The 21,352-nt window shown below is 65.1% G+C and carries 23 protein-coding genes; 8 read left to right on the forward strand and 15 right to left on the reverse strand.

Annotation, left to right across the window (positions count from 1 at the left end; genetic code table 11):
* Positions 1 to 173: 173 nt before the first annotated feature.
* Entirely contained in the window at positions 174 to 1,238 is a 1,065-nt protein-coding gene (gene zapE, locus ABFK29_RS00685; protein WP_005858242.1) for a cell division protein ZapE, read from the forward strand.
* Positions 1,239 to 1,314: 76 nt separating this feature from the next.
* Here zapE and ABFK29_RS00690 read toward each other — a convergent pair whose 3' ends face one another.
* From ABFK29_RS00690 to ABFK29_RS00725, 8 genes are all read right to left on the reverse strand, one after another.
* Positions 1,315 to 1,920, reverse strand: coding sequence for a LysM peptidoglycan-binding domain-containing protein (locus tag ABFK29_RS00690; protein WP_005858244.1), 606 nt, complete (start codon positions 1,918 to 1,920; stop codon positions 1,315 to 1,317).
* A gap of 214 nt (positions 1,921 to 2,134) precedes the next feature.
* Positions 2,135 to 2,749, reverse strand: coding sequence for a LysM peptidoglycan-binding domain-containing protein (locus tag ABFK29_RS00695; RefSeq protein ID WP_005858246.1), 615 nt, complete (start codon positions 2,747 to 2,749; stop codon positions 2,135 to 2,137).
* 14 nt (positions 2,750 to 2,763) lie between these two features.
* Positions 2,764 to 3,339, reverse strand: a complete 576-nt coding sequence (locus ABFK29_RS00700) for a rhodanese-like domain-containing protein (RefSeq protein ID WP_050772400.1) — start codon at positions 3,337 to 3,339, stop codon at positions 2,764 to 2,766.
* 129 nt (positions 3,340 to 3,468) lie between these two features.
* Positions 3,469 to 3,894: a hypothetical protein gene (locus ABFK29_RS00705; RefSeq protein ID WP_157136454.1), complete on the reverse strand. Its 426-nt coding sequence runs from the start codon at positions 3,892 to 3,894 to the stop codon at positions 3,469 to 3,471.
* 70 nt (positions 3,895 to 3,964) lie between these two features.
* Positions 3,965 to 5,236 (reverse strand): bifunctional folylpolyglutamate synthase/dihydrofolate synthase, encoded by a 1,272-nt coding sequence (locus tag ABFK29_RS00710; protein ID WP_005858253.1) that lies wholly within the window; start codon positions 5,234 to 5,236, stop codon positions 3,965 to 3,967.
* Between the two features lie 37 nt (positions 5,237 to 5,273).
* Positions 5,274 to 6,209, reverse strand: a complete 936-nt coding sequence (accD, locus tag ABFK29_RS00715; protein WP_005858255.1) for an acetyl-CoA carboxylase, carboxyltransferase subunit beta — start codon at positions 6,207 to 6,209, stop codon at positions 5,274 to 5,276.
* 405 nt (positions 6,210 to 6,614) lie between these two features.
* Positions 6,615 to 7,514 (reverse strand): CPBP family intramembrane glutamic endopeptidase, encoded by a 900-nt coding sequence (locus ABFK29_RS00720; RefSeq protein ID WP_005858257.1) that lies wholly within the window; start codon positions 7,512 to 7,514, stop codon positions 6,615 to 6,617.
* Positions 7,514 to 8,449, reverse strand: a complete 936-nt coding sequence (locus ABFK29_RS00725) for a fatty acid desaturase family protein (protein ID WP_005858258.1) — start codon at positions 8,447 to 8,449, stop codon at positions 7,514 to 7,516. Before ABFK29_RS00725 ends, ABFK29_RS00720 begins: the two co-directional genes overlap by 1 nt.
* A gap of 262 nt (positions 8,450 to 8,711) precedes the next feature.
* Here ABFK29_RS00725 and ABFK29_RS00730 point away from each other — a divergent pair, with 262 nt between their 5' ends.
* Complete coding sequence (locus ABFK29_RS00730) at positions 8,712 to 9,647, forward strand: AEC family transporter (RefSeq protein WP_005858260.1); 936 nt, start codon at positions 8,712 to 8,714, stop codon at positions 9,645 to 9,647.
* A 35-nt stretch (positions 9,648 to 9,682) separates the two neighbouring features.
* Here ABFK29_RS00730 and ABFK29_RS00735 read toward each other — a convergent pair whose 3' ends face one another.
* Entirely contained in the window at positions 9,683 to 10,384 is a 702-nt protein-coding gene (locus tag ABFK29_RS00735; RefSeq protein WP_005858262.1) for an NYN domain-containing protein, read from the reverse strand.
* Positions 10,385 to 10,626: 242 nt separating this feature from the next.
* On the opposite strand from ABFK29_RS00735, the gene ABFK29_RS00740 reads away from it, so the two are divergent.
* Genes ABFK29_RS00740 through ABFK29_RS00750 form a run of 3 tightly spaced genes read left to right on the forward strand, consistent with a single transcriptional unit; the run spans position 10,627 to position 12,099 of the window.
* Positions 10,627 to 11,055, forward strand: a complete 429-nt coding sequence (locus ABFK29_RS00740) for a hypothetical protein (protein ID WP_005858264.1) — start codon at positions 10,627 to 10,629, stop codon at positions 11,053 to 11,055.
* A complete protein-coding gene (locus ABFK29_RS00745; protein ID WP_005858266.1) occupies positions 11,052 to 11,774 on the forward strand; it encodes a hypothetical protein in 723 nt (240 codons plus the stop codon). The genes ABFK29_RS00740 and ABFK29_RS00745 overlap by 4 nt, the downstream gene beginning before the upstream one ends.
* The gene (locus ABFK29_RS00750; RefSeq protein ID WP_157136455.1) at positions 11,758 to 12,099 is read left to right on the forward strand and encodes a hypothetical protein; all 342 of its coding nucleotides are present in this window, start codon (positions 11,758 to 11,760) and stop codon (positions 12,097 to 12,099) included. The genes ABFK29_RS00745 and ABFK29_RS00750 overlap by 17 nt, the downstream gene beginning before the upstream one ends.
* A 131-nt stretch (positions 12,100 to 12,230) precedes the next feature.
* Here the strand turns inward: ABFK29_RS00750 and ABFK29_RS00755 are convergent, their stop codons facing one another.
* From ABFK29_RS00755 to ABFK29_RS00765, 3 genes are all read right to left on the reverse strand, one after another.
* The gene (locus tag ABFK29_RS00755) at positions 12,231 to 12,665 is read right to left on the reverse strand and encodes a GNAT family N-acetyltransferase (RefSeq protein ID WP_005858270.1); all 435 of its coding nucleotides are present in this window, start codon (positions 12,663 to 12,665) and stop codon (positions 12,231 to 12,233) included.
* 165 nt (positions 12,666 to 12,830) lie between these two features.
* Entirely contained in the window at positions 12,831 to 13,592 is a 762-nt protein-coding gene (locus tag ABFK29_RS00760) for a potassium channel family protein (protein ID WP_005858272.1), read from the reverse strand.
* Between the two features lie 28 nt (positions 13,593 to 13,620).
* Positions 13,621 to 15,039: a TrkH family potassium uptake protein gene (locus ABFK29_RS00765; RefSeq protein WP_005858274.1), complete on the reverse strand. Its 1,419-nt coding sequence runs from the start codon at positions 15,037 to 15,039 to the stop codon at positions 13,621 to 13,623.
* 320 nt (positions 15,040 to 15,359) lie between these two features.
* Here ABFK29_RS00765 and ABFK29_RS00770 point away from each other — a divergent pair, with 320 nt between their 5' ends.
* A complete protein-coding gene (locus ABFK29_RS00770; RefSeq protein ID WP_005858276.1) occupies positions 15,360 to 16,193 on the forward strand; it encodes a hypothetical protein in 834 nt (277 codons plus the stop codon).
* A 28-nt stretch (positions 16,194 to 16,221) separates the two neighbouring features.
* Here ABFK29_RS00770 and ABFK29_RS00775 read toward each other — a convergent pair whose 3' ends face one another.
* Both ABFK29_RS00775 and ABFK29_RS00780 read right to left on the reverse strand, forming a co-directional pair.
* Entirely contained in the window at positions 16,222 to 17,259 is a 1,038-nt protein-coding gene (locus ABFK29_RS00775; protein ID WP_005858278.1) for a zinc-dependent alcohol dehydrogenase family protein, read from the reverse strand.
* Between the two features lie 106 nt (positions 17,260 to 17,365).
* Positions 17,366 to 18,478 (reverse strand): S-(hydroxymethyl)glutathione dehydrogenase/class III alcohol dehydrogenase, encoded by a 1,113-nt coding sequence (locus tag ABFK29_RS00780; protein ID WP_005858280.1) that lies wholly within the window; start codon positions 18,476 to 18,478, stop codon positions 17,366 to 17,368.
* Positions 18,479 to 18,676: 198 nt separating this feature from the next.
* Between ABFK29_RS00780 and ABFK29_RS00785 the strand changes: the two genes are divergently transcribed.
* Positions 18,677 to 19,138 carry a hypothetical protein gene (locus tag ABFK29_RS00785; protein WP_005858282.1) on the forward strand — a complete coding sequence of 154 codons (462 nt, stop codon included), beginning with the start codon at positions 18,677 to 18,679 and terminating at the stop codon, positions 19,136 to 19,138.
* A gap of 9 nt (positions 19,139 to 19,147) precedes the next feature.
* Here the strand turns inward: ABFK29_RS00785 and ABFK29_RS00790 are convergent, their stop codons facing one another.
* Positions 19,148 to 19,411, reverse strand: coding sequence for an I78 family peptidase inhibitor (locus tag ABFK29_RS00790; RefSeq protein ID WP_005858284.1), 264 nt, complete (start codon positions 19,409 to 19,411; stop codon positions 19,148 to 19,150).
* A gap of 241 nt (positions 19,412 to 19,652) precedes the next feature.
* Here ABFK29_RS00790 and ABFK29_RS00795 point away from each other — a divergent pair, with 241 nt between their 5' ends.
* Positions 19,653 to 21,326 (forward strand): Y-family DNA polymerase, encoded by a 1,674-nt coding sequence (locus ABFK29_RS00795; RefSeq protein WP_005858285.1) that lies wholly within the window; start codon positions 19,653 to 19,655, stop codon positions 21,324 to 21,326.
* Positions 21,327 to 21,352 lie beyond the last annotated feature (26 nt).

A 21,352-nucleotide genomic window follows, 5' to 3' on the forward strand; every position in this document is an offset into this window, starting at 1 on the left:
TCAATTTCTCTTACGTGATACGCATCATCAGCATGTGTGATGGCCGAGGCCAAAATGTGAACGCGTCGACATGCCTAGAGCAATCCATTCCGGGAAATCAAGCATACATTGCACGGCCTGCGGGCACCCGGGACCCTCTACACATCCGTCGCAGCCCGCGCTAAAGCCGATGCATGACAACTGTCCCCGATCTTTATGCGAAACGCGTCGAAGCGGGCCGCCTGCAGCCCGACGAGGCCCAGCGTGTGGCCCTTCCCGCTTTTGAACGCATCCGCGCCGAACTGGCGGACCCTCCGAAGCGCGGCCTGTTCCGCAAGGCGCCCGAGCCGCCGAAGGGCCTGTACCTTTGGGGTGGCGTCGGGCGTGGCAAGTCGATGCTCATGGACCTCTTCGTCGAGACGCTGAATGTCCCGGCCCGACGCACTCATTTTCACAGCTTCATGCAGGAAATCCAGTCGGAGATGCACCGTCTCCGCAAGGAGGGTGTCGAGGACCCGATCAAGCCGATCGCGAAGGCGGTGGCCGACTCGGCCAAGGTTCTGGCCTTCGACGAGATGCAGATCACCGACATCACCGACGCGATGATCGTCGGGCGGCTGTTCGAGCAGTTGTTCAACGCGGGTACCGTGGTCGTCACCACATCGAACCGCCTTCCGGACGACCTGTACAAGGACGGGCTGAACCGGCAGCTTTTTCTGCCGTTCATCGACCTCATCAAGGACAAGCTGGAGGTCCGCGAACTGGCGTCGAAGACCGATCACCGGCAGCACAGGCTGGCCGGGGCGCAGGTCTATTTCACGCCGGCAAATGCCCAGTCACGGGAAAAGATCGACGAAATCTGGGAAGAGCTGACCCACGGCATCGAAGAAACACTGACACTGCATGTGAAGGGTCGCGAAGTGGAGCTGCCGCGCTATCGCAATGCGATGGCCCGGGCCAGCTTCTTCGATCTCTGCGGCCGCGCACTGGGTCCTGCGGATTATCTTGCCCTGGCCGACGCGGTGCGTGTGCTGGTCATGGAGGACATCCCCCGCCTCTCGCGCCACAACTTCAACGAGGCGAAGCGTTTCGTCACGCTGATCGATGCCCTCTACGAAGCACGTGTCCGGCTGATCGCCACCGCTGCCGCCGAACCGGAAAGCCTGTACGTCGAAGGTGCAGGCAGCTTCGAATTCGAGCGCACGGCATCGCGCCTGCGCGAGATGCAGGCCGCCGACTGGCCCGGCGAAAAGGACTGACACGCCAAGGCAGGGCCCCCGGGGGGCCCTGCCTTGGTACTGCCTGCTCGTTTTTTGGTCTCTGCCTTGAAATGGATCAATCCGGGATGGTCAGCACCATCCCCGGCCGCAGTTCGCCCGGCGTGCGGAGCACGTCCTTGTTCGCTTCCAGAATCTGAAGGTAGGCGACGGTGGTGCCGAAGTGCCGGAACGCGATGCCGGGCAGGCTGTCGCCGGCCTGCACCGTATAGGTCCTTGCCGCCACGGCGACCGGGATCGACGGGTCGGGCGCATCGACCCGCGCGGTTGCTGCTATTTCCGGCTGTGGTGCGGCGGTCACGGGCTTCTGCAGTTCGCGCAGGATGCCGTAGCCCATGGCCTGCATGGCATCGTTGACGCGCTGTTCGGAGGTCGCGGGCATGGCGCGGGCGGCGCGCGCCGCAGGCTCCGGTGTCGGAACCGCATTTTCGGTCGGTCGCGCGACGGGCCGCACGCCTGCGGAGAGGTCGGTCGTATTGAAGGTTTCAGTGGCCCGCGGAGTTACCAAAGGGTCCATTGCGGGCTGAAGACCCATTGCGTCCCGGGTCGTACGGCTGACCTGATCGGAGGACCCTGCATCTTCCGCCAGGTCACCGCCTAGCACCCAGACCAGCGCAACCGTGCTCATCACGAAACCGGCGGCCATCAGGACGGAGCGGATCATTGGTCCGAGCCTTCCTGGCGGGCCGTCGCAGCCATACCGCGACCGTTCGCTGACAGCGAAGTCATGTGTGAAATCCCCCGACAATCCGCGCCGTGATCTTGGCAGTCCGCGCGGTTGCGAAGCAACATAGGCGAATCACTTGCGTTGCGTCAATATCTAGGTGGTCCGCCTAGTTATTCCGCGGGTCAACACAATCGAGGCTAAAAGTGGTAGGTCACTTGTTCGGCAGCACGAGCGTCTGACCAGGCCGGAGGTCGTCGGGACGGTTCATGATCGACCGGTTGGCGGCAAAAAGCGGCCCGGTCATGTTCACATCGCCATAGACCTTCTCTGCGATCGATACGAGGCTGTCACCGGACACCACGACGTAGACCGGCAGGCGGTCCGCCGTAGTCGTGGACCCGGACGTGCCGCCCGCCGTCGAAGGCGTCCCGTCCAGCGACCGGCGCACGATGGCGTGCAGCAGGCTTCCGGGCTGACCGGGCGCGGTTTCCCGTCCCGTTGCCTGGTTGAGACTGGACAATGTGTTCCACGTCATACGGCGCATCGTGCGGTCGTCCGGAGCGTTGGCTTCACTGTTTCCGGACGGGGCTGCGCTTTGGACCTGCGGCACGCTGGCGTGTTGTTGCGGCACGGGCGCCGGACGCACTTGGGGCAACTCCGGAACGGCCGCGGTCTCCGCCGGCGGTGCGGGCAACTCGAATTCCGTGCGGGTGACCGGCTCTGATCTGGCGCCATCGGGCGCGGCGCGTCGGGCCGTTGGCTGCACGACGATCAACGCAACGCTGATCGCGATGAACCCGATTGCAAAAAGAACCATACGGATCATACCGACGCCCCCACTTACTGCCCGACGGCAAGGCTGAGACCGAGTCCGTCCCACGCCTTCAGACCACCGCGGTAAAACTTGAGCTTCGTCGAGGGGTAGCCTGCGTCCAGCAGGTTTCGCACCGCTATCGCCGCCAGACCGTCATCTGCCCCACCGGCAAAGAGAACAAGATCGAACGCTCCGGAAAAATCCCCGTTCCGCACCCCGAGCGCATCCAGCAGATCGTCGCGGTAAGGGTTGTCTGGCGAGAGGGTGGAAGCGGGGACATTCACCGCGCCCGGCACGGTACCGGTCGAGAATGCCTCCGGAAGACGTGCGTCCACCAGTAGACCGCGCCCCTTCGACACAAAGAGATCGAGGAAATCCAGGACTTCCAGTTCACCGATTGTCGCAACCCCGGTGGCCGCCTGCATCGGTGTCACGCAGGCCGGCGGGCAAACCGGGCCGCTGCGGGCGACGCGCAACGTCTGCCCGTTCAGCGTTGTCTGGAACGCGGTCAGATCCTCAGTGATACGACTGGATTGCGCAGACGCAGGAACGGCAGCGCCCATCAAGGCGACGCAAAGGGTCGGAAAAAGACCTTTGGCCATGCTGCTCGTCCTCTGAGGCGCCTCTTGTGGGCACCCGATCTTGTCATTTTGACCAAATATAGTCCGCAGGCGTCGAATCAGTCAACATCGGGGGGCCGATCATGGCGGGATACTTGATTGCTCAAGACGTCAGTCCTCGTCGTCCTTGAGAAGCGCGGCGATGGACCGGTCCAGACCCAGCCAGTCCAGCGCTTCCTCGATCGATGCCAACAGGTGCGCAGACAGGTAGGCGCTGTCGTTCAGCATGGCGACATAGAACATGATGCTCGAAAACACGCCTGGGTCCTGGGCTACGAAAGCGATCCGGCGGTGCACCCGCCGCTGGTCCGCATCGGATTTGACCATGTCCGTTATCAACTCGGTGCCGCTCATCTGAAGGGAGAAATCAGCGACACCACGCATGTCGTGCAGGGAAAACCGCACCGCCTGCGCCCCTGGAAGAGAGAGGAACTCTTCGTATCCGCGTGACATGTCGCCCAGCGTGATGCGCCGGTGCCCGCGGAACCGCACATGAAGAAGCCTGTGTTCCGCAATAATATCCTGTTGAAACGGCAATGACATCCCTCCCTCGCACGGTATGGCCGGTGCTTCGGGAAAGATATCACAAAAAAGCATGTTTGATCCATCAACTATATGAGGCGAGCACTCTTCCTGCCAGGTAAAGCGAGCCACAGATCACCACGCGGGCAGCAGGGTCTATCTCGCCGATCTGGCGGATGGCGTCAGTGAAACCCGCGCAGACCCGCACGTCATGACCGACCTCCGCCGCCATGCGGGCCGTTTCCTCGGCGGGGAGGGTAATTGCCTCCCCCGGGATGGATACAGCCAGAAGGCCTTTCGCACAGGTCGCCAGGGGGCGCAGAAAGCCCCGCGCATCCTTTGTGTTCAGCATGCCGCAAACCAGCCACGTCGGCCGTTCGGGCAGGCGCGCGAGATGCGCGGCGATGGCCTCTCCGGCGGCGGGGTTATGGCCACCGTCAAGCCACAGCTCGATACCCGGCAAGCCATCCAGATCAGGACCTTTGCGCAATCGTTGCATCCGCGCGGGCCAGAATGCCTGCGACACAGCCGCATCGAACGCGCCCTCTCCCGAACCGAGGTGCCGCAAAGCCGCCAGCGCCGCGCCGGCATTCTGGATCTGGTGCGCGCCGGGCAGGTTCGGCAGGGGCAGGTCCAGCAGACCGGTCTCGTCCTGGAAGACCAAGCGGCCCCGCTCTTCCCACGCGTGCCAGTGCTGGCCATACGCCAGAAGCGGTGCGCCGAGGGCCTGCGCGCGGGCCTCAATCACCTCCATCGCCTCATCGGACTGCGGGCCGACGACACAGGGGACACCGCCTTTGAGGATGCCGGCTTTCTCGCCCGCGATCTTCGCCAGCGTGTCGCCAAGGAAGTTCTCATGATCCATGGAGATCGGCGTGATGATCGTAAGCTCAGGCCTTTTGACGACGTTCGTCGCGTCCAGACGCCCGCCAAGACCCGTTTCCAGCAGGGTGAAATCGGCGGGTGTCCGGGCCATGGCCAACAGCGCAGCACAGGTTGTGATCTCGAAATATGTGATCGGCGCGCCGCCGTTCGCGTCCTCGCATTCATCCAGCACCTCGGCCAGCGCATCCTCTGCAATCAGCGTCCCGGCAAGGCGGATGCGTTCGTGAAACCGGACGAGATGCGGGGAGGTATATGCGTGGACGGACTTGCCCTCTGCCTCCAGCCCGGCGCGGATCATCGCCTGCGTCGAGCCCTTGCCGTTGGTCCCGGCAAGGTGGATCACGGGCGGCAGGTTGCGCTCCGGATGCCCCAGCGCTTCGAGCAAACGCCAGACCCTGTCCAGAACAAGGTCGATGACCTTTGGATGCAGCGCCATCAGGCGCTCCAGTATCACGTCAGAGCCCTGACCCATCTCTTGCACATCCTCGAAAGGGGCACTTAGCCCGGTCTTATGCCTTGGAGTCGTCCACGGCCGCGTTCGGCTCGCGCACCATGTCCTCCGGTCCCGGAGGCGGAAGATCGCCCCATGTCGGCGGCGGCATCTTCATCAGGATGCGGCACAGCACGATCAGCTCCTCGCGCATGTCACGCCGGTCTGTCACACGGTCGAGCATACCGTGCTCAAGCAGGTACTCGGCACGCTGGAACCCTTCGGGCAGCTTCTCGCGGATGGTCTGTTCGATCACGCGCGGCCCCGCAAAACAGATGAGCGCGCCGGGTTCGGCGATCTGCACATCGCCCAGCATCGCGTAAGAGGCCGTCACCCCACCGGTGGTCGGATGGGTCAGCACGACGATGTACGGCAGGCCCGCCTCTTTCAGCATCTGCACGGCCACGGTGGTGCGCGGCATCTGCATGAGGCTCAGGATGCCTTCCTGCATACGTGCGCCGCCTGCGGCGGAAAACAGGATCAGCGGCCGGCCGAGCTTCACCGCCTCTTCGGCGGCGGCGACGATGGCGTTGCCGACATAGATGCCCATCGACCCGGCCATGAAGCTGAAGTCCTGCGCGGCACAGACGACGGGCGTGCGCCCGATCTCGCCCGCGCCGACCAGCATGGCCTCTTTCTCGCCGGTGCCCTTCTGCGCCGCACGGATACGGTCGGGGTAACGCTTGGAGTCGCGGAAGTGCAACGGGTCGGCCATCGGCTCCGGCACGGCGACCTCGGAATATATGCCGCCGTCGAACAGCGCATGGAAACGGTCACGCGGCGTGATGTTCATGTGGTGGCCGCAGTTGGTGCAGACGTTGAGGTTGTCGCTGATCTCCCGGTGAAACAGCATCGTCCCGCAGCTTTCGCATTTCGACCACAGGTTCTCCGGGACTTCCCGGCGGGAGAAGATCGAATTGATGCGCGGACGGACGTAGTTGGTGATCCAGTTCATGGAAGCCCCGAGTTCAGCGTTTGCGCGTCACTTATGCCCCGCTGCGTCGAATTGCAATCTTAGCCTCCGGTGGAGCCTTGTCCGCACGATGGATCGCGGAACGGCACGCGGCCTCAGCCGACGCGCGCGACGGCTTGTAGGGCGGGGCTGTGCGCCGCCCCCTTTCGGAATGGTTGCAGCCCGTCCCGTAACTTGGCGGCACGGGCGGAAAATCGGAGCTGCCGGCAGAAAAAAGGGGACAACAGCGCGCCACGCCGGCGCATGAGCAGCCAGGGCCGGAGCACATGAAAAGCATGCATCCGCATGATCCAAACCCTTGTAATAAATCGCGACAAAAAACACCGACGTTCAAGCCAAACGTCCACGCGCTGAACCGAATGCCCCACCATCGCGAGAACAGGAGGACTATACGCGCAAAGCGAGACGCGCGGCGAGCCAACTGACGAACAGGGTTGCAAGGTCCACCGGCAGGATCGCGGCAAGTGCCGCTTCGTCCTCTGGCCCAAAAGGCAGCTTTGTCAGAGCCAGCCCGGACAGGTCGCCTTGCAGGGACATGACGCCGATGGCCACGAAGTTGTTGACCATGTGGAACGCGATGGCAGCGCCAAGGCTGCCCGAGCGCGCCGTCAGGTCTGCGGCGGCAAGACCGAACGCCACGGCCCATAGCGCGATCGACACTGCGTTGCTGCCCCAGACATCCGGCGCATAATGGCCAAGACCGAAAGCCAGCGAAGGCAGCGTCAACCACACCGCGGGCCACTTCACCCGCGCGGCAAGTGTACTTTGGAAGTAACCGCGGAACAGGACTTCTTCCGATGCGGTCTGTACCAGCAGCGCCACCAGCGTCAGCGGCAACAGAGCCAGCCATTGCGCAGGCGGCAGGCCGGGCTCGGACGCCACGCGCAACGGCCATGGCGGCAAGAGCGCGATCACGACGTTCAACGCCACCAGCACGGCCGCGACGCGCAGAAACTGCGGCCAGAACATCCGCGCCGGACCGAACAGGCTGCCGGCGCTTCGCCCGTGCAGGGTTTCGGCCACGACGATGGCACCGATGCCCATGGCCCCCATCAGCGAAAGCTGCGCCAGAAGCCCCCAGGGATCCTGGCCCGACGTGATGGCGTTCAGCACAGACGGAAAACGATCCGGCCCGACGATGCCGCTGATCAGCGCAATGACACCGCGCGTGAGCCCGAACATAATAACGGTCGCCAGAACCAAGCCCAGCACCAGCCGCCACAGTTCGCAACGGGGAAAAGTGGGCAGGGTCAGAACCGCGTGGGGCGCGTAGCGGTCGCGCTTCATCAACCTCGCGCGCTCGCTTGCCGGAGCACGTCGAGATAGCCGTTTGCCTGTGTCATCCGTTCGCCAAGCCCCTTGTCGCGCAACATGCGGTGAAGCTTCGGCAGCCTGTAGGCCGGTACGTGCATCACCAGGTGATGCTCCAGATGATAGTTGACCCAGTAGGGCGCGACCAGCAGCCGTTCCAGAGGTCCGGCAAGTGTGGTCCGGGTGTTGCGCAAAGGGTCCTCGGATTTCTCGACCGCGCCATGTTCGGCGATGTTGCGCACCCTCAGCACAAGCTGGAACCACGTCAGCAGCGGCAGAAGCCAGAAGGCGAACCACGTCCACCAGCCGAACAGCACCCAGAACAGCCCAAACAGGACCGCGTTGACGATCAGGGCCTTGCCCAGAACCGGACCGCTGAACGCCTGGGCGAGGTCCTGGCTCGACACGCCCTCCGTCTCTCCGGCAAGGCGGAAGGCAAAGGCGATCTGGGCGGCGCGCTGCCGGATGCCGGTCTGGCCGGTCAGGTCGCGGATCAGCTTGCGGCGGAGCGAGGCGCGCGTCGTCGGAAACGGCGCCGACAACTTCAGGTCGGGGTCCTTGTCGGTCTGCGTGTGCCGGTGGTGCATCAGATGGTAATGCCGGTAACTCGCAAGATCGGCGAGGATGGGCCGCCCGCACAGCCACGCGCCCGCCCATTCGTTCCACGTGCGGGTTCTGAACAGGGCGTTATGCGCCCCCTCGTGCATCAGGATCGCCAGCCCCAGTTGCCGCGAACCGATCACGACCACCGCAAGCGCGAAGGTCAGGAGGTTGGGCCACAGCGTGAACAGCCACACGCTGCCGAGGATCAGCGCCCAGGCGTGCACCACAAGGGCCATGCCCCAGGCGTCGGACCGCTGCGACAGTGTCCGGATTTCCTCGCTCGTCAGGTAGGCTTTTCCCGGTGTCATCCCGCGATGATCCCGCGCCGGACCTCGTCCTGTCAACGATTTCGCCCCGTCATTTTGGCCACTTGCTTTGGCCAGTCACCTCGCCGCGCGGCTGCCCGCGATTGCCACATTTCCGCAAACAGGGCTGACCGCGCGGTCTCCGTCGCCCGTAACGCCTGCAAACGATCCGCCGCAAACCAACCGCCAAGTCGTGCGCCACATCCGGGCCGTCGGCAGGGACGGCGTGGATTGACGCCACCGCCCCCCGTGCTATCGAACTTTCATGCTGGCGATCTTCTTCAAGACGTTACCGTTCTTCGGCCTGATCGGCCTCGGCTACGGGGCCGCGCGCATCCGCTTCTTCTCCGAAGAAGCCAGCGCGCACCTGACGAAGTTCGTCTTCTACTTTGCCCTGTCGGCGATGCTGTTCCGGTTTTCAGCCAACCTGTCGTTCGACGAGATCTTCGAACCCCGTCTGGCGACCGCATATCTCTGGGGCACCGGTGTCACCTATGCCATCGGGATGCTGATCGCCTTCGCACGCGGGCTGGACACCCAGACCGCCGCGATCGAGGCGCAGTGCGCGGCCATCGGCAACACCGGCTTCCTTGGCGTGCCCATGCTTGCGCTGCTCCTGGGGCAGGAGGCCGTCGGTCCGATCATCCTGATCCTGTCCATCGACCTGATCGTCTTCTCCTCGGCGCTGACCCTGATCGTCACCGCCGCGCGCGAAGGCTCCATGTCCCTGCGCATCGTTCAGAAACTGGCCGTCGGGCTTCTGAAGAACCCGATGATCGTCTCCATCGCAGCCGGTCTTATGGTCTCGGCCACCGGGCTCGGGCTGCACGACGTGCTGGACAGCTTCTTGTCGACCCTCGGGGCGGCGGCGACACCGGGCGCTTTGTTCGCCATCGGCGCGTCGCTCGCATCGAAGTCGGCCGAGCGGCTGCAGATCGCCGCCTGGCTGTCGTTCGCCAAGCTGATCCTGCATCCGCTGTTCGTCGGCATGGGCGTCTATCTTTTCTTCCCCGTCGACGCCTACCGGGCCTCGGTCGCCGTGTCGGCGGCGGCGCTGCCTGTCGCGGGCAACGTCTTTATCCTAGCGCAGCATTACGGCATCGCGCCGCAGCGGGTGTCCGCCTCGATCCTGATCTCCACGGCGGCATCCATCCTGACCGTCTCTGCGATCATCGCCCTGGTGGCGACCACGCCGCTCTGACACTTCGTAGGGCGGGGCTGTGCGCCGCCCGCCCCTCAGTCGACGCGCCGCAACAGAAGCTGGCTGGCAGAGTTCCGTGTCTCGAACACCTTCAGAGCCTTCACGAGGTCGGACAGCTTGCGCTTGCCGTAAGTCCGCGTGTCGAAGTCCGGGTTGGCCGCGGTGATGACCTGCCCGATATCGCCAAGCTTGTACCAATCGTCGTCGCCATCGATCGAATCCATCGCCTTGAAGATCAGGTCGCGCGCCTCCGTCAAAGGCCGCTTGTCCGTCTTGCGGTCCTTGGATTCCTCGGGCGCGCTGTCAATATTTTCAAGATAAATGAAACGCTTGCAGGCCTTCCGGAATGCGTCGGGCGTTTTCTGCATTCCCATGCCGTAGACATCCAGCCCCTGCTCCCGGATGCGGCTCGCCAGTCGGGTAAAGTCCGAATCTGAGCTGACCAGAACGAAACCGTCGAACCGCTCCGTATGCATCAGGTCCATGGCGTCGATCACCAGAGAAATGTCGGAGGCATTCTTGCCCACGGTGTTCGCGGGCGAATGCAGTGGTACGAGTCCGTATTCCGCGGTGACCCGGCTCCAGCCGTTCATCTGCTGGCTGGCAAAATCGCCATAGACCCGCCGGACGGAGGCCTCGCCCAGCGAAGCGATTTCGTCAAAGAGCGCCCTGGCGTACTTGGGAGACGTGTTGTCCCCGTCGATCAGGATCGCCAGCAGGCGGGTGTCATTGGGCATGGTGCCTCCATTGGGTCTTCGCGGAAACAGGTAGCATGGCACGCAACGGAAGCGAAGCATCCCGCTGCCGATTTCCCGGCGGCGGCCACGGCCCGGCGTCAGGCATGCGCTTGGGCACCACGGCGCTGAGGCAGGGCTTGACCGATCACTCCATAGGTGATTCTCATCGGCACCAGACAGGTTAAAGGTGACACAGGTTGGCTTGCGTCGGAAACTGCCCTCCGCCCTCGAACATTTGCGCCATGCTGCGCCGGGTCATCGAAGAGCTGGTGAGCCGTGACAAACGCCTGCATGGCGGCGGCGGCACCCATGGATTGGAACACCGATTCCGAGAGCAGATCAACGGGCAGAACGGTCCCGGCACGTCTTCCTGGGACACGCACGACAGGGCAATCCGCAATCAGCAGCGCGGGCTGCGCCGGCGACTTGAGGAGTGGGAGGCCAACCGCTGCGGCCCGCCACCGCCGGGCGCATGGCGATGGGCGACGCGCCCCGCACCGCAGCCCAGCGAATGGGTGAACCCCAACCCCGGTCCTTCCGCCGCGCAATACGCCGCAGGGGGTGTCGCCGCTGTCGGCGTGGGTTACCTGTTGTATCGCGGCGTGCGGATGCTGCCGTCGCTCTTCCCGCCGCTCTGGCCCTCCATTCCTGCAAACTTGGCGATTCCATGACCTGTCCCGAAGCCTTCGACCTCCCGCCTGCGCACTGGGGCCAACTGCTCGCCTTCCTGTCGATGGACATGACGGCGGACACGTGGCCACGGATCGGCGTCGGCTTCTCCCTTCCGCCGGCGCAGGCCCGGCAGGACATCCGCCAGATGATCCTTGAGTTGCGCGAAGCCTACGCCCGCCAGCCAGAGCCGATGCCGGACATCCGCGAATGGGTGTTCCGTAAGGGTATGCTCGGCTGGCCCGAAGAAGACCTGCAACGCCTCTGTCACCTCGGGTTGAACTTCATCGCCGATCACGCCGATGCGCCGCAACTTTCCGCCTGGCAGATTGCGCTCACACGGTTTCCCCACGGGTTTCCCGCGACCGTCTCGATGATCGACGCCGACGAGGCCCGCGCAGGGTTCGAGGCGTGGCTGTCTCCGCCGCAGGAAACCGTCACCGTGCCCGAAAAGCTGACACCCTGGGATCTCCAGATGTGCGCGCGTCACGGCTGGAACCCGGAGAGCGCGGAAGGCTTCCCGCCGGTCGACACGCTGGACATCGTGGCAAGCCTCTGGCGCGCGCGGCTGGCGCTGATCCATGCGGGCGAACACTTCCCGCAACCGGCGCAGGCCATGCTTCTGAAAGAGGCCTCCGCCATCGTCGAGGACTATGGCGTTTGGATGCCCGGTCCGCTCGAACCCCTTTGGCTGAAGGTGCCGCATGCTGAGGATATCTGACGCGCAACTTTCGGATTTCCGCGCCATCGAGGCCGCCCGGATCAAGCGGGAGGTCCACGCCCGGCTGGAACACGCCTTCCCCGACCTCGTCGCCGACAGGGACACGGTACTGGCTTGGCTCGATGAGCTTTTCGACGACGGGTTCGAGACCCGCGAACACCTGTTCGAGACCTCCCGGACGCTGGTGCAGATCGGGCAGCGTGACGATCCGCTCGCGGCAGAGGCCCGGGCCGCCGCGACAGCGATCCTGCGCGACCGCGAAAACGCGCCGGAAGCGCGGCTGGCCTTCCTCCGGGCCCAGAAACTGACTGTCCCGCCGGTCTGAACTCAAGCTGCCGCGATGGACTTAGCAGGACCGGGATCTCTGCGATCCGGGTGTCATCAGGCTGCCCGGTCTTACGCGGGCGCCGCGGCTCATGACCTTGCACCCCCAGACGGTCTACTGTGCCGGTGCGCTCAGAGCCGGCGGTACATCACCAGCGCATCCACCTCCGCCCCCGAGGGCATGCGGAAGGCCCCGGGAAGGCGGCCGGCCACCTCAAACCCTGCGCGCTGCCATGTCTCGACGGCACGGGTGTTGGTCGACACGACGAAATTGTACTGCATCGCACGGAAGCCCATGCCCGGCCCCACCTCCAGCGAATGGGCCAGCATGGCGCGCGCCACTCCGCGCCCGCGCGACGCCTCTGCCGTGACATAGCCGCAGTTGCAGACATGGCTGCCGCCGCCTTTCTGGTTGCGCACGATGTAGTAGGTGCCCAGCAGGACGCCCGCGTCTTCGCAGACAAAGACAGTGCGCTCCAGCCCGAACCAGTAGTCGAGCGCCGCGTCCTTCGGGATATCGGCGTCAATGGCATAGGTGTCGCCCGAACGAAACACCGGCTCCAGCATCGACCAGATCGCGTCCCGATCACCCTCAACCGCTTCTCGTATCTGCACGCCGTGCCCCCTTTGACCGAACCATTTACGCCCGTCTGCTGGCCGAACGCGCAGGTGGCGTCAAGCGCTCAACCAAGGCGACCGGATCGGCTTGGAGGGCCGCCGTCGGATGTCGTCTCAGGACAGCCCTTCCGTCCGGATGTGCATCACGGCCCCGCAATGCTTGCAGTGGACCGCGTCGGCATCGTGCAGCACCAGCCCGCACTCCTCGCACTCGCACCGCACCTTGTTGGGCCGGAACAGCACCTGCACCAGTCGCAGGAACAGGGTGATCCCGAACAGCATGACCACGACCGAGATCAGCCGCCCGACCGAGCCTTGCAGAACGATATCGCCGAAACCGGTGGTCGTCAGCGCCGTCACGGTGAAATACAGCGCGTCGGCATAGTTCCGGATCTGCGGGTTCACATTGTACTGCGTGGCGTAGACCAGCCCGGTCATCACGAAGATGAAGACCCCGAGGTTCAGCACCGCCAGCACGATGTCGCCGTTGCGGCGGAAGTAGGGGAAGTCGCGCTTCAGCTGCTCCGACAGGTGGTAGGTGTGCAGAAGCCTGAGCGTGCGCATCACCCGAAGGAAGCCAAGCCCCTCTCCCGCCAGCGGTGCAAGGAAGGACACGATGGCCACGAGATCCGCCAACGTCGTCAGTCGGGTAATCAACCGCCAGCGGTTGGTCGAGATCCAGAATCGCATCCCGAACTCGATCAGGATGATCACGCCGAAGAACGCATCCACCGCTTCGACAAAAGGCCCGTGCTGCGTGAAGGACGTGGCGATTACGAACAGGATCGTCCCGATGTCGAAAGCCAGCAGCGCATAGCGGAACCGGTGCGCCCGCGCACTTTCGCCGACATAGAGTTCGCGTATCCTGTTCCTCATTTCCACCCCTTAACACAGACGCGGAAGATCAGGCCAGTTCGCGCCAGAAGACCCGGGTGAACAGGACGTAGACCGTCATCATTTCCAGACGTCCCGCATACATGCCGAAGGACAGCCACCACTTGGCGCCCTCGGGCAGGCCAGCGAAGTTGCCGGACGGGCCGATCTGGCTGCCGATGCCCGGCCCGACGTTCGCCACCGCCGTCAATGCCGCGCTGAACGAGGTCATCATGTCGAGTTCATAGAGATCGAGCACGACGGCCAGCCCAAAGACCGTGATCGCGTAGAGCACGAAGAAGGTCATGACCCCGGTCACCACGTCGTCACCGATCGCCCGGCCCTGGTAGCGCGGTACATCCATCGAATGCGGCAGGCGCACCCGCTGGAACCGGATCCGCAGCACCCGCAGCACGATCAGCCACCGCATCATCTTGGCGCCGCCCGAGGTGGAGCCGCTGCATCCGCCCATCGCTGTCAGCACGAGGAAGGCAGTGGCCGCGAAAGGCCCCCAGGTGGTGTAGTCGACCGTGGCAAATCCCGTCGTCGTCACCACCGAGACAACGCTGAATGCAACGTGCCGCAACACCTCAAAGACCGGGTCGCCCGAGGTCCAGACCCGCCACGCCGTGATGAGCGATATCGAGACGAAGAACAGCACCGCGAGCGCGCGCACCTGTTCGCTGCGAAAATCGCCCCTTCCGACACCCTTCATGTACCAGGCGAAAGGCAAGGCGCCCGCCGCCATGAAGACTGTCCCGGCCCATTCCAGAAACGGCTGCTCGAACTGACCGAACGACGCGTCCGAGGTCGAATAGCCCCCCGTCGAGAGCGTTGTCAGCGCGTGCACCAATGCCTCGAAAGCCGTCATGCCGCCCGCGTGGTAGACCGCGAGGCAAGTGACGGTCAGCCCGGCATAGACCCACAGCGTCGTCCCGGCAAAGCGGGCTGCGGTCGCCATTTCCTTGTCGCCCTTTTCCGAGCTTTCGGTTTTGAAAAGCTGCATCCCTCCGACCCGCAGGATCGGCAACAGCGCGATGCCGGCCACGATGAACCCGATCCCGCCCAACCATTGCAGGATGGCCCGCCACAGCAGGATACCGCGTGGCGTGGAATCCAGGCCGCTCATCACGGTCGAGCCTGTCGTCGTGATGCCCGACATCGATTCAAAGAAGGCGTCCACCGGAGCCATCTGCCAGAACCACAGCGGGATCGCGCCCATGGTCGCGCCGGTGATCCAGATCGTACCGGTGACGAGGAAGGAGTGCATGCGGCGGAAGCCACGCGGCCGGTTCGCCACGGCGAGCGTGGACAGCCCGCCCGCGAAGCCCACCAGCGTCGCCGCCTCCAGGAAAACGCCGCGCGTATCGGGATATGCCAGCCCGATCAACGCCATCAGCGCCGCCATGCCCATCATGAGCAGGCCATTCGCCAGCATGACCAGCGTCATATGCCCCAGTGCCTCCGAACCTCTGCGACCGGGGCGTCCGCCAGGACGTGCGCCGGATCACCGCGTACCATGCGCCGGGTCTGCGGGAAGGTCCAGCCATGCCGTCGCTGCCTCGCTCTGCCGGGGGTAGGCAGAACCCGACCTTGACCGGGAAATGCGCGCGCCGCACACTGACGTAGCGTAACAGGTGACCGCACCGGCGACCGATTTCGGGTCGGGCGGGTCTTTGCTCCCAAAGCCGATTTCATCACGTCCCTGTTCATCCCGGAGACTCGGACGGCCTGACGGGCCGAGACGCGCTCCGACAGACGGAGCATGCCATGAACCAGCCGCTCAAGACTTTGGAAAACGCCCCTCAGCCGTCCTTTTCTCCGGAGGCGTATGCCGTCCGGGTCGCGAACTTCCGCCACCGTGCCAAACATGCGCCGGGCTTCTTCAAGGATCCGCTTGCCGTGTTCTTCAAGGAGCTGGCCCAGAGCTTTTCCGCGCAGGAGATAGAGATCCTGCTCACCGTATTCTCGGACTGGACACCGGTCGAAATCGTCGAAGGAAAGCCGATGTCGGCGATCATCCGGATCGGGATGGCACATCCCCCCGGAACGACACTCAATCCCAACGTCTACGATTATTACATGGGCTTCGGCGCATTGGCCCGGAAAAACCGGATGTTCGCCTCGGCGGCGAACCCGCCGGACGAACAGCAACTGAAGAACCCGACGCCTTCCCACTACACCAAGAAGGGCAGACCGGTTTACATCACCGAAAGCCCCGGGCAGCGCATACTTCGGCAACTGGACGACGGGAAATACCTTTACGGCGATATTGGCGGCCTTGTCGGCGGGCTCGTGTTCTACAGCTCGAAGCAGATGGGCCATACGCACGACGCCGCGACCGCGCACGGCAAGTTCGCCTCCGACATCGTGGGGCTCTTGTCCAACATCAAGGACGTGCGTGACGGGATGAAAAACCGGACGGAGGCGCCGAAAGGTTACGCCGGTGCGGGCAAGCCGGGCATCCAGCACGTCGGTCAGGCCCCGCAGCGCGGCGACCCGATCCGGTTCATCCCGGCCCTGCCTCTGCCAAAGGACATGGGACCGGATGCCAACCGCGCAATGATCAACCTGATGAAGACGATCCGCGGCAAGGACAAGTAAACCGCGCCGCGCCGGGCAGGCACGGACTTCAGAACGAGGTGATGACCGTCGCGCCGACGGACTGGAACCTGTCCATGTTCATCAAGGCGACGGGCGCGTCCTCCAGGCTGATCCGGTCTCCGACGAGGCGCGAAGGGTCCAGCTTGCCAGAGGTGATCATTTCCAGCATCGCGCCATAGCGGTGTGCCTGCATGCCGTGCGAGCCGAGGACCTCCAGCTCCTTCCCGATGACCTTCGCCATCGGGATCTGCGGTGCCGCGTGCTCTCCCAGCATGAGGCCAACCTGCACGTGTTTGCCGCGCGGCCGCAGGTTCTGGATCGAGTTGAAGCACGTCACCGGGTGTCCCAGTGCGTCCAGCGAGACATGCGCGCCGCCCCTGGTCAGTTCGATCACCGCCTCGGCCACGTCGCCTGCCGTGCCGTTGATCGCTGCCACCGCGCCGAGTTCGCGCGCCAACGCCAGCTTCCGGTCGTCGATGTCGATGGCGATCACGTTCGCGCCCACAGCGTTGGCGATCATCACCGCCGACAGCCCGACGCCGCCACAGCCGTGGACCGCAACCCATTGGCCCGCCGACGCCTTCCCTTGGTCCACGACCGCACGAAAGGACGTGGCAAACCGGCAGCCGAGGCTGGCGGCGGTCGCGAAATCCATGCTTTCCGGCAAGGCGACAAGGTTCAGGTCCGCCTTGTGGATCATCACGTACTCGGCAAACGATCCCCAGTAGGTGAAACCGGGCTGCTCCTGCGCAAGGCAGACCTGCTGATGCCCGGCATGGCACTCCGGACAGGACCCACAGCCAGAGATGAACGGAACAGTCACGCGGTCGCCGCGCTTCCAGTTCATCACGTCCTTGCCGACCGCTTCGACGATGCCGGCCAGTTCGTGCCCCGGCACATGCGGCAGATGGACGTCGCTGTCGTGCCCCATCCATCCATGCCAGTCAGAGCGACAGACCCCGGTTGCCTCGACCTTGACGACGATGCCATGCCGATCGGGCGTCGGATCGCTGACGGTCACGACCTTCGGCGCTTCGCGGAATTTCTCGAAGAGGACCGCTTTCATCGGATTGGCTCCGTTTTCTGGGGCTGGAACGTAGGCGGCAAAGATCGCGCACGCGGCGTCCGCCTGTTGATCGGGCCCGCCCCAAGACGGCGCGGGCCCGGCCTGGTCAGTAAACCACGACCGAACGGATCGACTCGCCCGCGTGCATCAGGTCGAAGCCCTTGTTGATCTCGTCGAGGGTCAGCTTGTGGGTGATCATCGGGTCGATCTCGATCTTGCCCTGCATGTACCAGTCGACGATCTTCGGGACGTCCGTGCGCCCGCGCGCGCCACCGAATGCCGTCCCTTTCCAGGTCCGGCCGGTGACAAGCTGGAACGGACGGGTGCTGATCTCGGCCCCGGCAGGCGCGACGCCGATGATGATCGATTCACCCCAGCCCTTGTGCGCCGATTCCAGTGCCGTGCGCATCACGCCCACGTTGCCCGTGGCGTCGAAGGTATAGTCCGCGCCGCCCTTGGTCAGGTCTACGAGGTAGGAGACCAGGTCGCCTTCCACGTCCTTGGGGTTCACGAAGTCCGTCATGCCGAAACGCGTGGCCATCTCGACCTTGTCGGGGTTCAGGTCCACGCCGACGATCTGGTCAGCACCGGCAAGGCGCAGGCCCTGGATCACGTTCAGGCCGATCCCGCCCAGGCCGAAGACGATGGCCCGCGACCCGATCTCAACCTTGGCGGTGTAGATCACCGCGCCGATGCCGGTCGTGACCCCACAGCCGATGTAGCAAACCTTGTCGAACGGCGCGTCGGGATCGATCTTGGCCAGCGACACCTCGGGCAGCACTGTGTGATTGGCGAAGGTCGAGCAGCCCATGTAATGCAGGATCGGCGTGCCATCGAGCATCGAGAAACGCGAGGTCCCGTCCGGCATCAGACCCTGCCCCTGCGTGGCCCGGACCGCCTGGCACAGGTTGGTCTTGGGGTTGAGGCAGTATTCGCACTGCCGGCACTCCGCCGTATAGAGCGGGATCACGTGATCGCCCGGCTTCAGCGAGGTCACACCCGGGCCGACCTCAAGCACCACGCCCGCGCCTTCGTGGCCGAGGATGGCGGGGAACAGCCCCTCAGGGTCCGCGCCGGACAGAGTGAACTCGTCCGTGTGACAGATGCCCGTCGCCTTGATTTCAACCAGGACCTCGCCCGCCTTCGGTCCTTCGAGGTTCACTTCCATGACCTCCAGAGGCTTGCCCGCCTCAAGCGCCACCGCCGCCCTTGTCCGCATCGTCATATCTCCTTGGGAAATCCTGAATTCGCAGGGACACTGCTCCAAACCACCTTGTGCCGCAACCCGGCAGTGCTGCGCCATCGTGTCCATGTGCCGGCACAGGCACCCCGGCAGGGGGCCCGGTCTACAGGAAGTTAACCGAATCTTCGGAGGTCGCCACCAGTCTCGGGCAGGACCAAGCGGAGAGAGGTTTCCATGAACGCCCTGACCCTGCCCGACGCCTTCCTGTCCCCGGAAACCGCACAACTCGTGGCGCGGCTGCGGGCAATCGAACGCCCCGACCTTCTGCGAGAGGCGATTGCCACGCATTGCGACGGCGCGGTGGAGGGCGGGTATCTGTCGCTTCTCCTGTCCGACGGCGGCGATCCCGCGGCCGTCCGCGCACGTCGTATCGCCCGGCGTCGGGAGGCGCTGACCGCGCTGAAGGCACTCGACACCTCTCTCAGGGCACGCACCGAGGCCGCGGACACCACGCCCGAGCGTCAGCTTGTCGACGCGCTCCGCCATTCTGTGCGAAGCTGTGACCTGCGGCTTCAGAAGGAACTGGACGCCCTCACCCGGTCCGGCGAGGACACCGATGCACTGCGCACGGCCCTGCGCCGCCTGACCGAATCCCCGGAAAAGGAGCCGCCGCGTTTCGCCGCCAGCCGGGGCTGACGCATCAGGTCAGCCGCATTTGAGCGTGGTGATGACGTCCTGCGCGTCGAGGTAGACGTTTGTGCGGTCTAGCCTGTAGTCCTCCGTGATCATGTCGCCTGGACGGATGATCCGTTTCGGTTCCGGCACGACTGCGGCTTCTGCCACGGGTTGCCCCACCAGGCCGGCGAATTGCCCTGCGGCACAGACCGGTGCGGGGTCGCGTGCATCCGGAACGGGCTGGCAGGCCGCCAGCGCGGGAATCACCAATGTCAGTATCCATGCCTGTCGCATGATCTTGCTCCTTCGGGCGGACGGGACGTCGAGTTTCCGTCACCGTACGCACTTCATTCCGTAGGGCGGAGTTATACTCCGCCACCCCCTCAAACATTGGTCCGTACGATCGTTTTTTCAACGACTACAGTCTGTTGCGGGCCGCCTTGCGCCATTTCTCGCCCAAGTCCCTGCGCACGCGCCGGACTCGACTCCCCGCTCCGCTCGATCTAGAACAAAAAGTGAACAATCGTGCTACTCCATGTCCAACCGTCGTATCCTCTCGCTCTGGTTTCCTCGCCTCGGCGCCGAACGCTGGCTGCGGGCGGAGCCGCATCTTGCCGGGCAACCCTTTGCCACCGTCGCCTCCGACGGCAACAGCCAGACGCTGGCCGCACTTTCTGTCGAGGCCACGGCGGCGGGACTGTCCCGCGGGCAGCCCCTGCGCGATGCCCATGCGCTCTGCGCCGCGCTGCTGACCCGCCCCGCGCTGGTGCACCGCGAACAGGGCTTTCTCGACGCGCTGCACCGCTGGGCGGGCAAGTTCTCGCCCTGGGTCGCGGCAGAGCCCCCCGACTCGCTGGTGATCGACCTGACCGGCTGTGCGCACCTCTTCGGGGGAGAGCGAGAGCTGTGCGAACGGGTCGCCCGCGACTGCGCCGACCTCGGCCTGACAGTGCGCCTCGGGCTGGCCGACACGCTGGGCGCCGCATGGGCACTCGCGCGGTACTCCGAAGGGGGGCGGAGCATCGCCCGGTCCGGCGACGCCATCGACCAGGAAGCCCCCGCGACCCGCGCCCGCGCCGGCAAGCGCCGCAGGCTCTCCAACACTCCGGTTGACGGGCCGGTTGATAGGCCGGTCGGCGACCCGGTTGGCGGCATGGCCGTGGCGCGCATCGCCGCCCCCGGTGCCGCATGGGGCGCGCTGTCCACCCTGCCGATCAACGCCCTGCGCCTGCCGCCACACACAGTCGAACAGCTCACACGGCTGGGCTTGCGGCAGGTGGGTGACATCCTCGGTCAGCCACGCGCTGGCCTGGCGCGGCGCTTCGGGCGCGGACTGGTCGAGCGTCTGGATCAGGCCATGGGCAGCGCGCCGGAGCCGGTCTCTCCGAAGGCCGCGCCAGAGCGGTTTGCCGTACGCATGTCCTTCCCCGACCCCATCGGGCTGGAGGACGACGTGTCAGAAGCCTTTGCCCGCATGGCCGACCGCCTCTGCGCCCGGCTGAAGAAGACCGGGCGCGGGGTCCGCACCCTGCGGATGGAAATCCACCGCTGCGATCACGAGATGGCCTGGCAGACGGTGACCGCGGCCCGCGCCGCCGATCAGCCGCACCGGCTGGTGCCGCTGATGAACCTGAAGATCCCCCGGATGGACGCAGGACCCGGCATCGACATGCTGCGGCTGGAGGCTCTGGTGACCGAACCGCTGCACGCCCGCACCACGGCCGGCCATGCGGAAGCGGCCGCCCTCGGCGCCCCCCGCCACGACAAGGGCGCCGCGCTGGAGGATCTGATCGGCCGCCTCGGCGCACGGCTGGGGATGGAAGCCATCACCCGCCGCCATCCTGCCGACAGCCACATCCCCGAGAAGGGTTCGAAGGTGGTACCCGCCGCCTGGACGGACCCGTCCCGTCACTGGCAGCCCCCGCCGCGCCCGCGTCCGCTGATGCTCTGGCCACCGGAGCCGGTCCACGCGCCCGACACGCCCCGCCTGCCCAACCGGTTCCGCTGGCGCGGTCGGGACTGGCAGGCGACGGGCCACCGCGGCCCGGAACGCATCGCTCCGGAATGGTGGTTCGACGATCCGGCATGGCGCTCCGGCCACCGCGACTACTGGCAGGTGGAAACCGACCGGGGCGACCGTCTATGGCTGTTCTACGCCCACGGCGGGACGCTGTCGTCGGGCTGGTTTTGCCACGGCAGCTTTGCCTGAGAGCCTATGGGCGGGCGGCGCGCTCC

Origin of the sequence: Sagittula stellata E-37, assembly GCF_039724765.1 — a bacterium.
Lineage (GTDB): Bacteria > Pseudomonadota > Alphaproteobacteria > Rhodobacterales > Rhodobacteraceae > Sagittula > Sagittula stellata.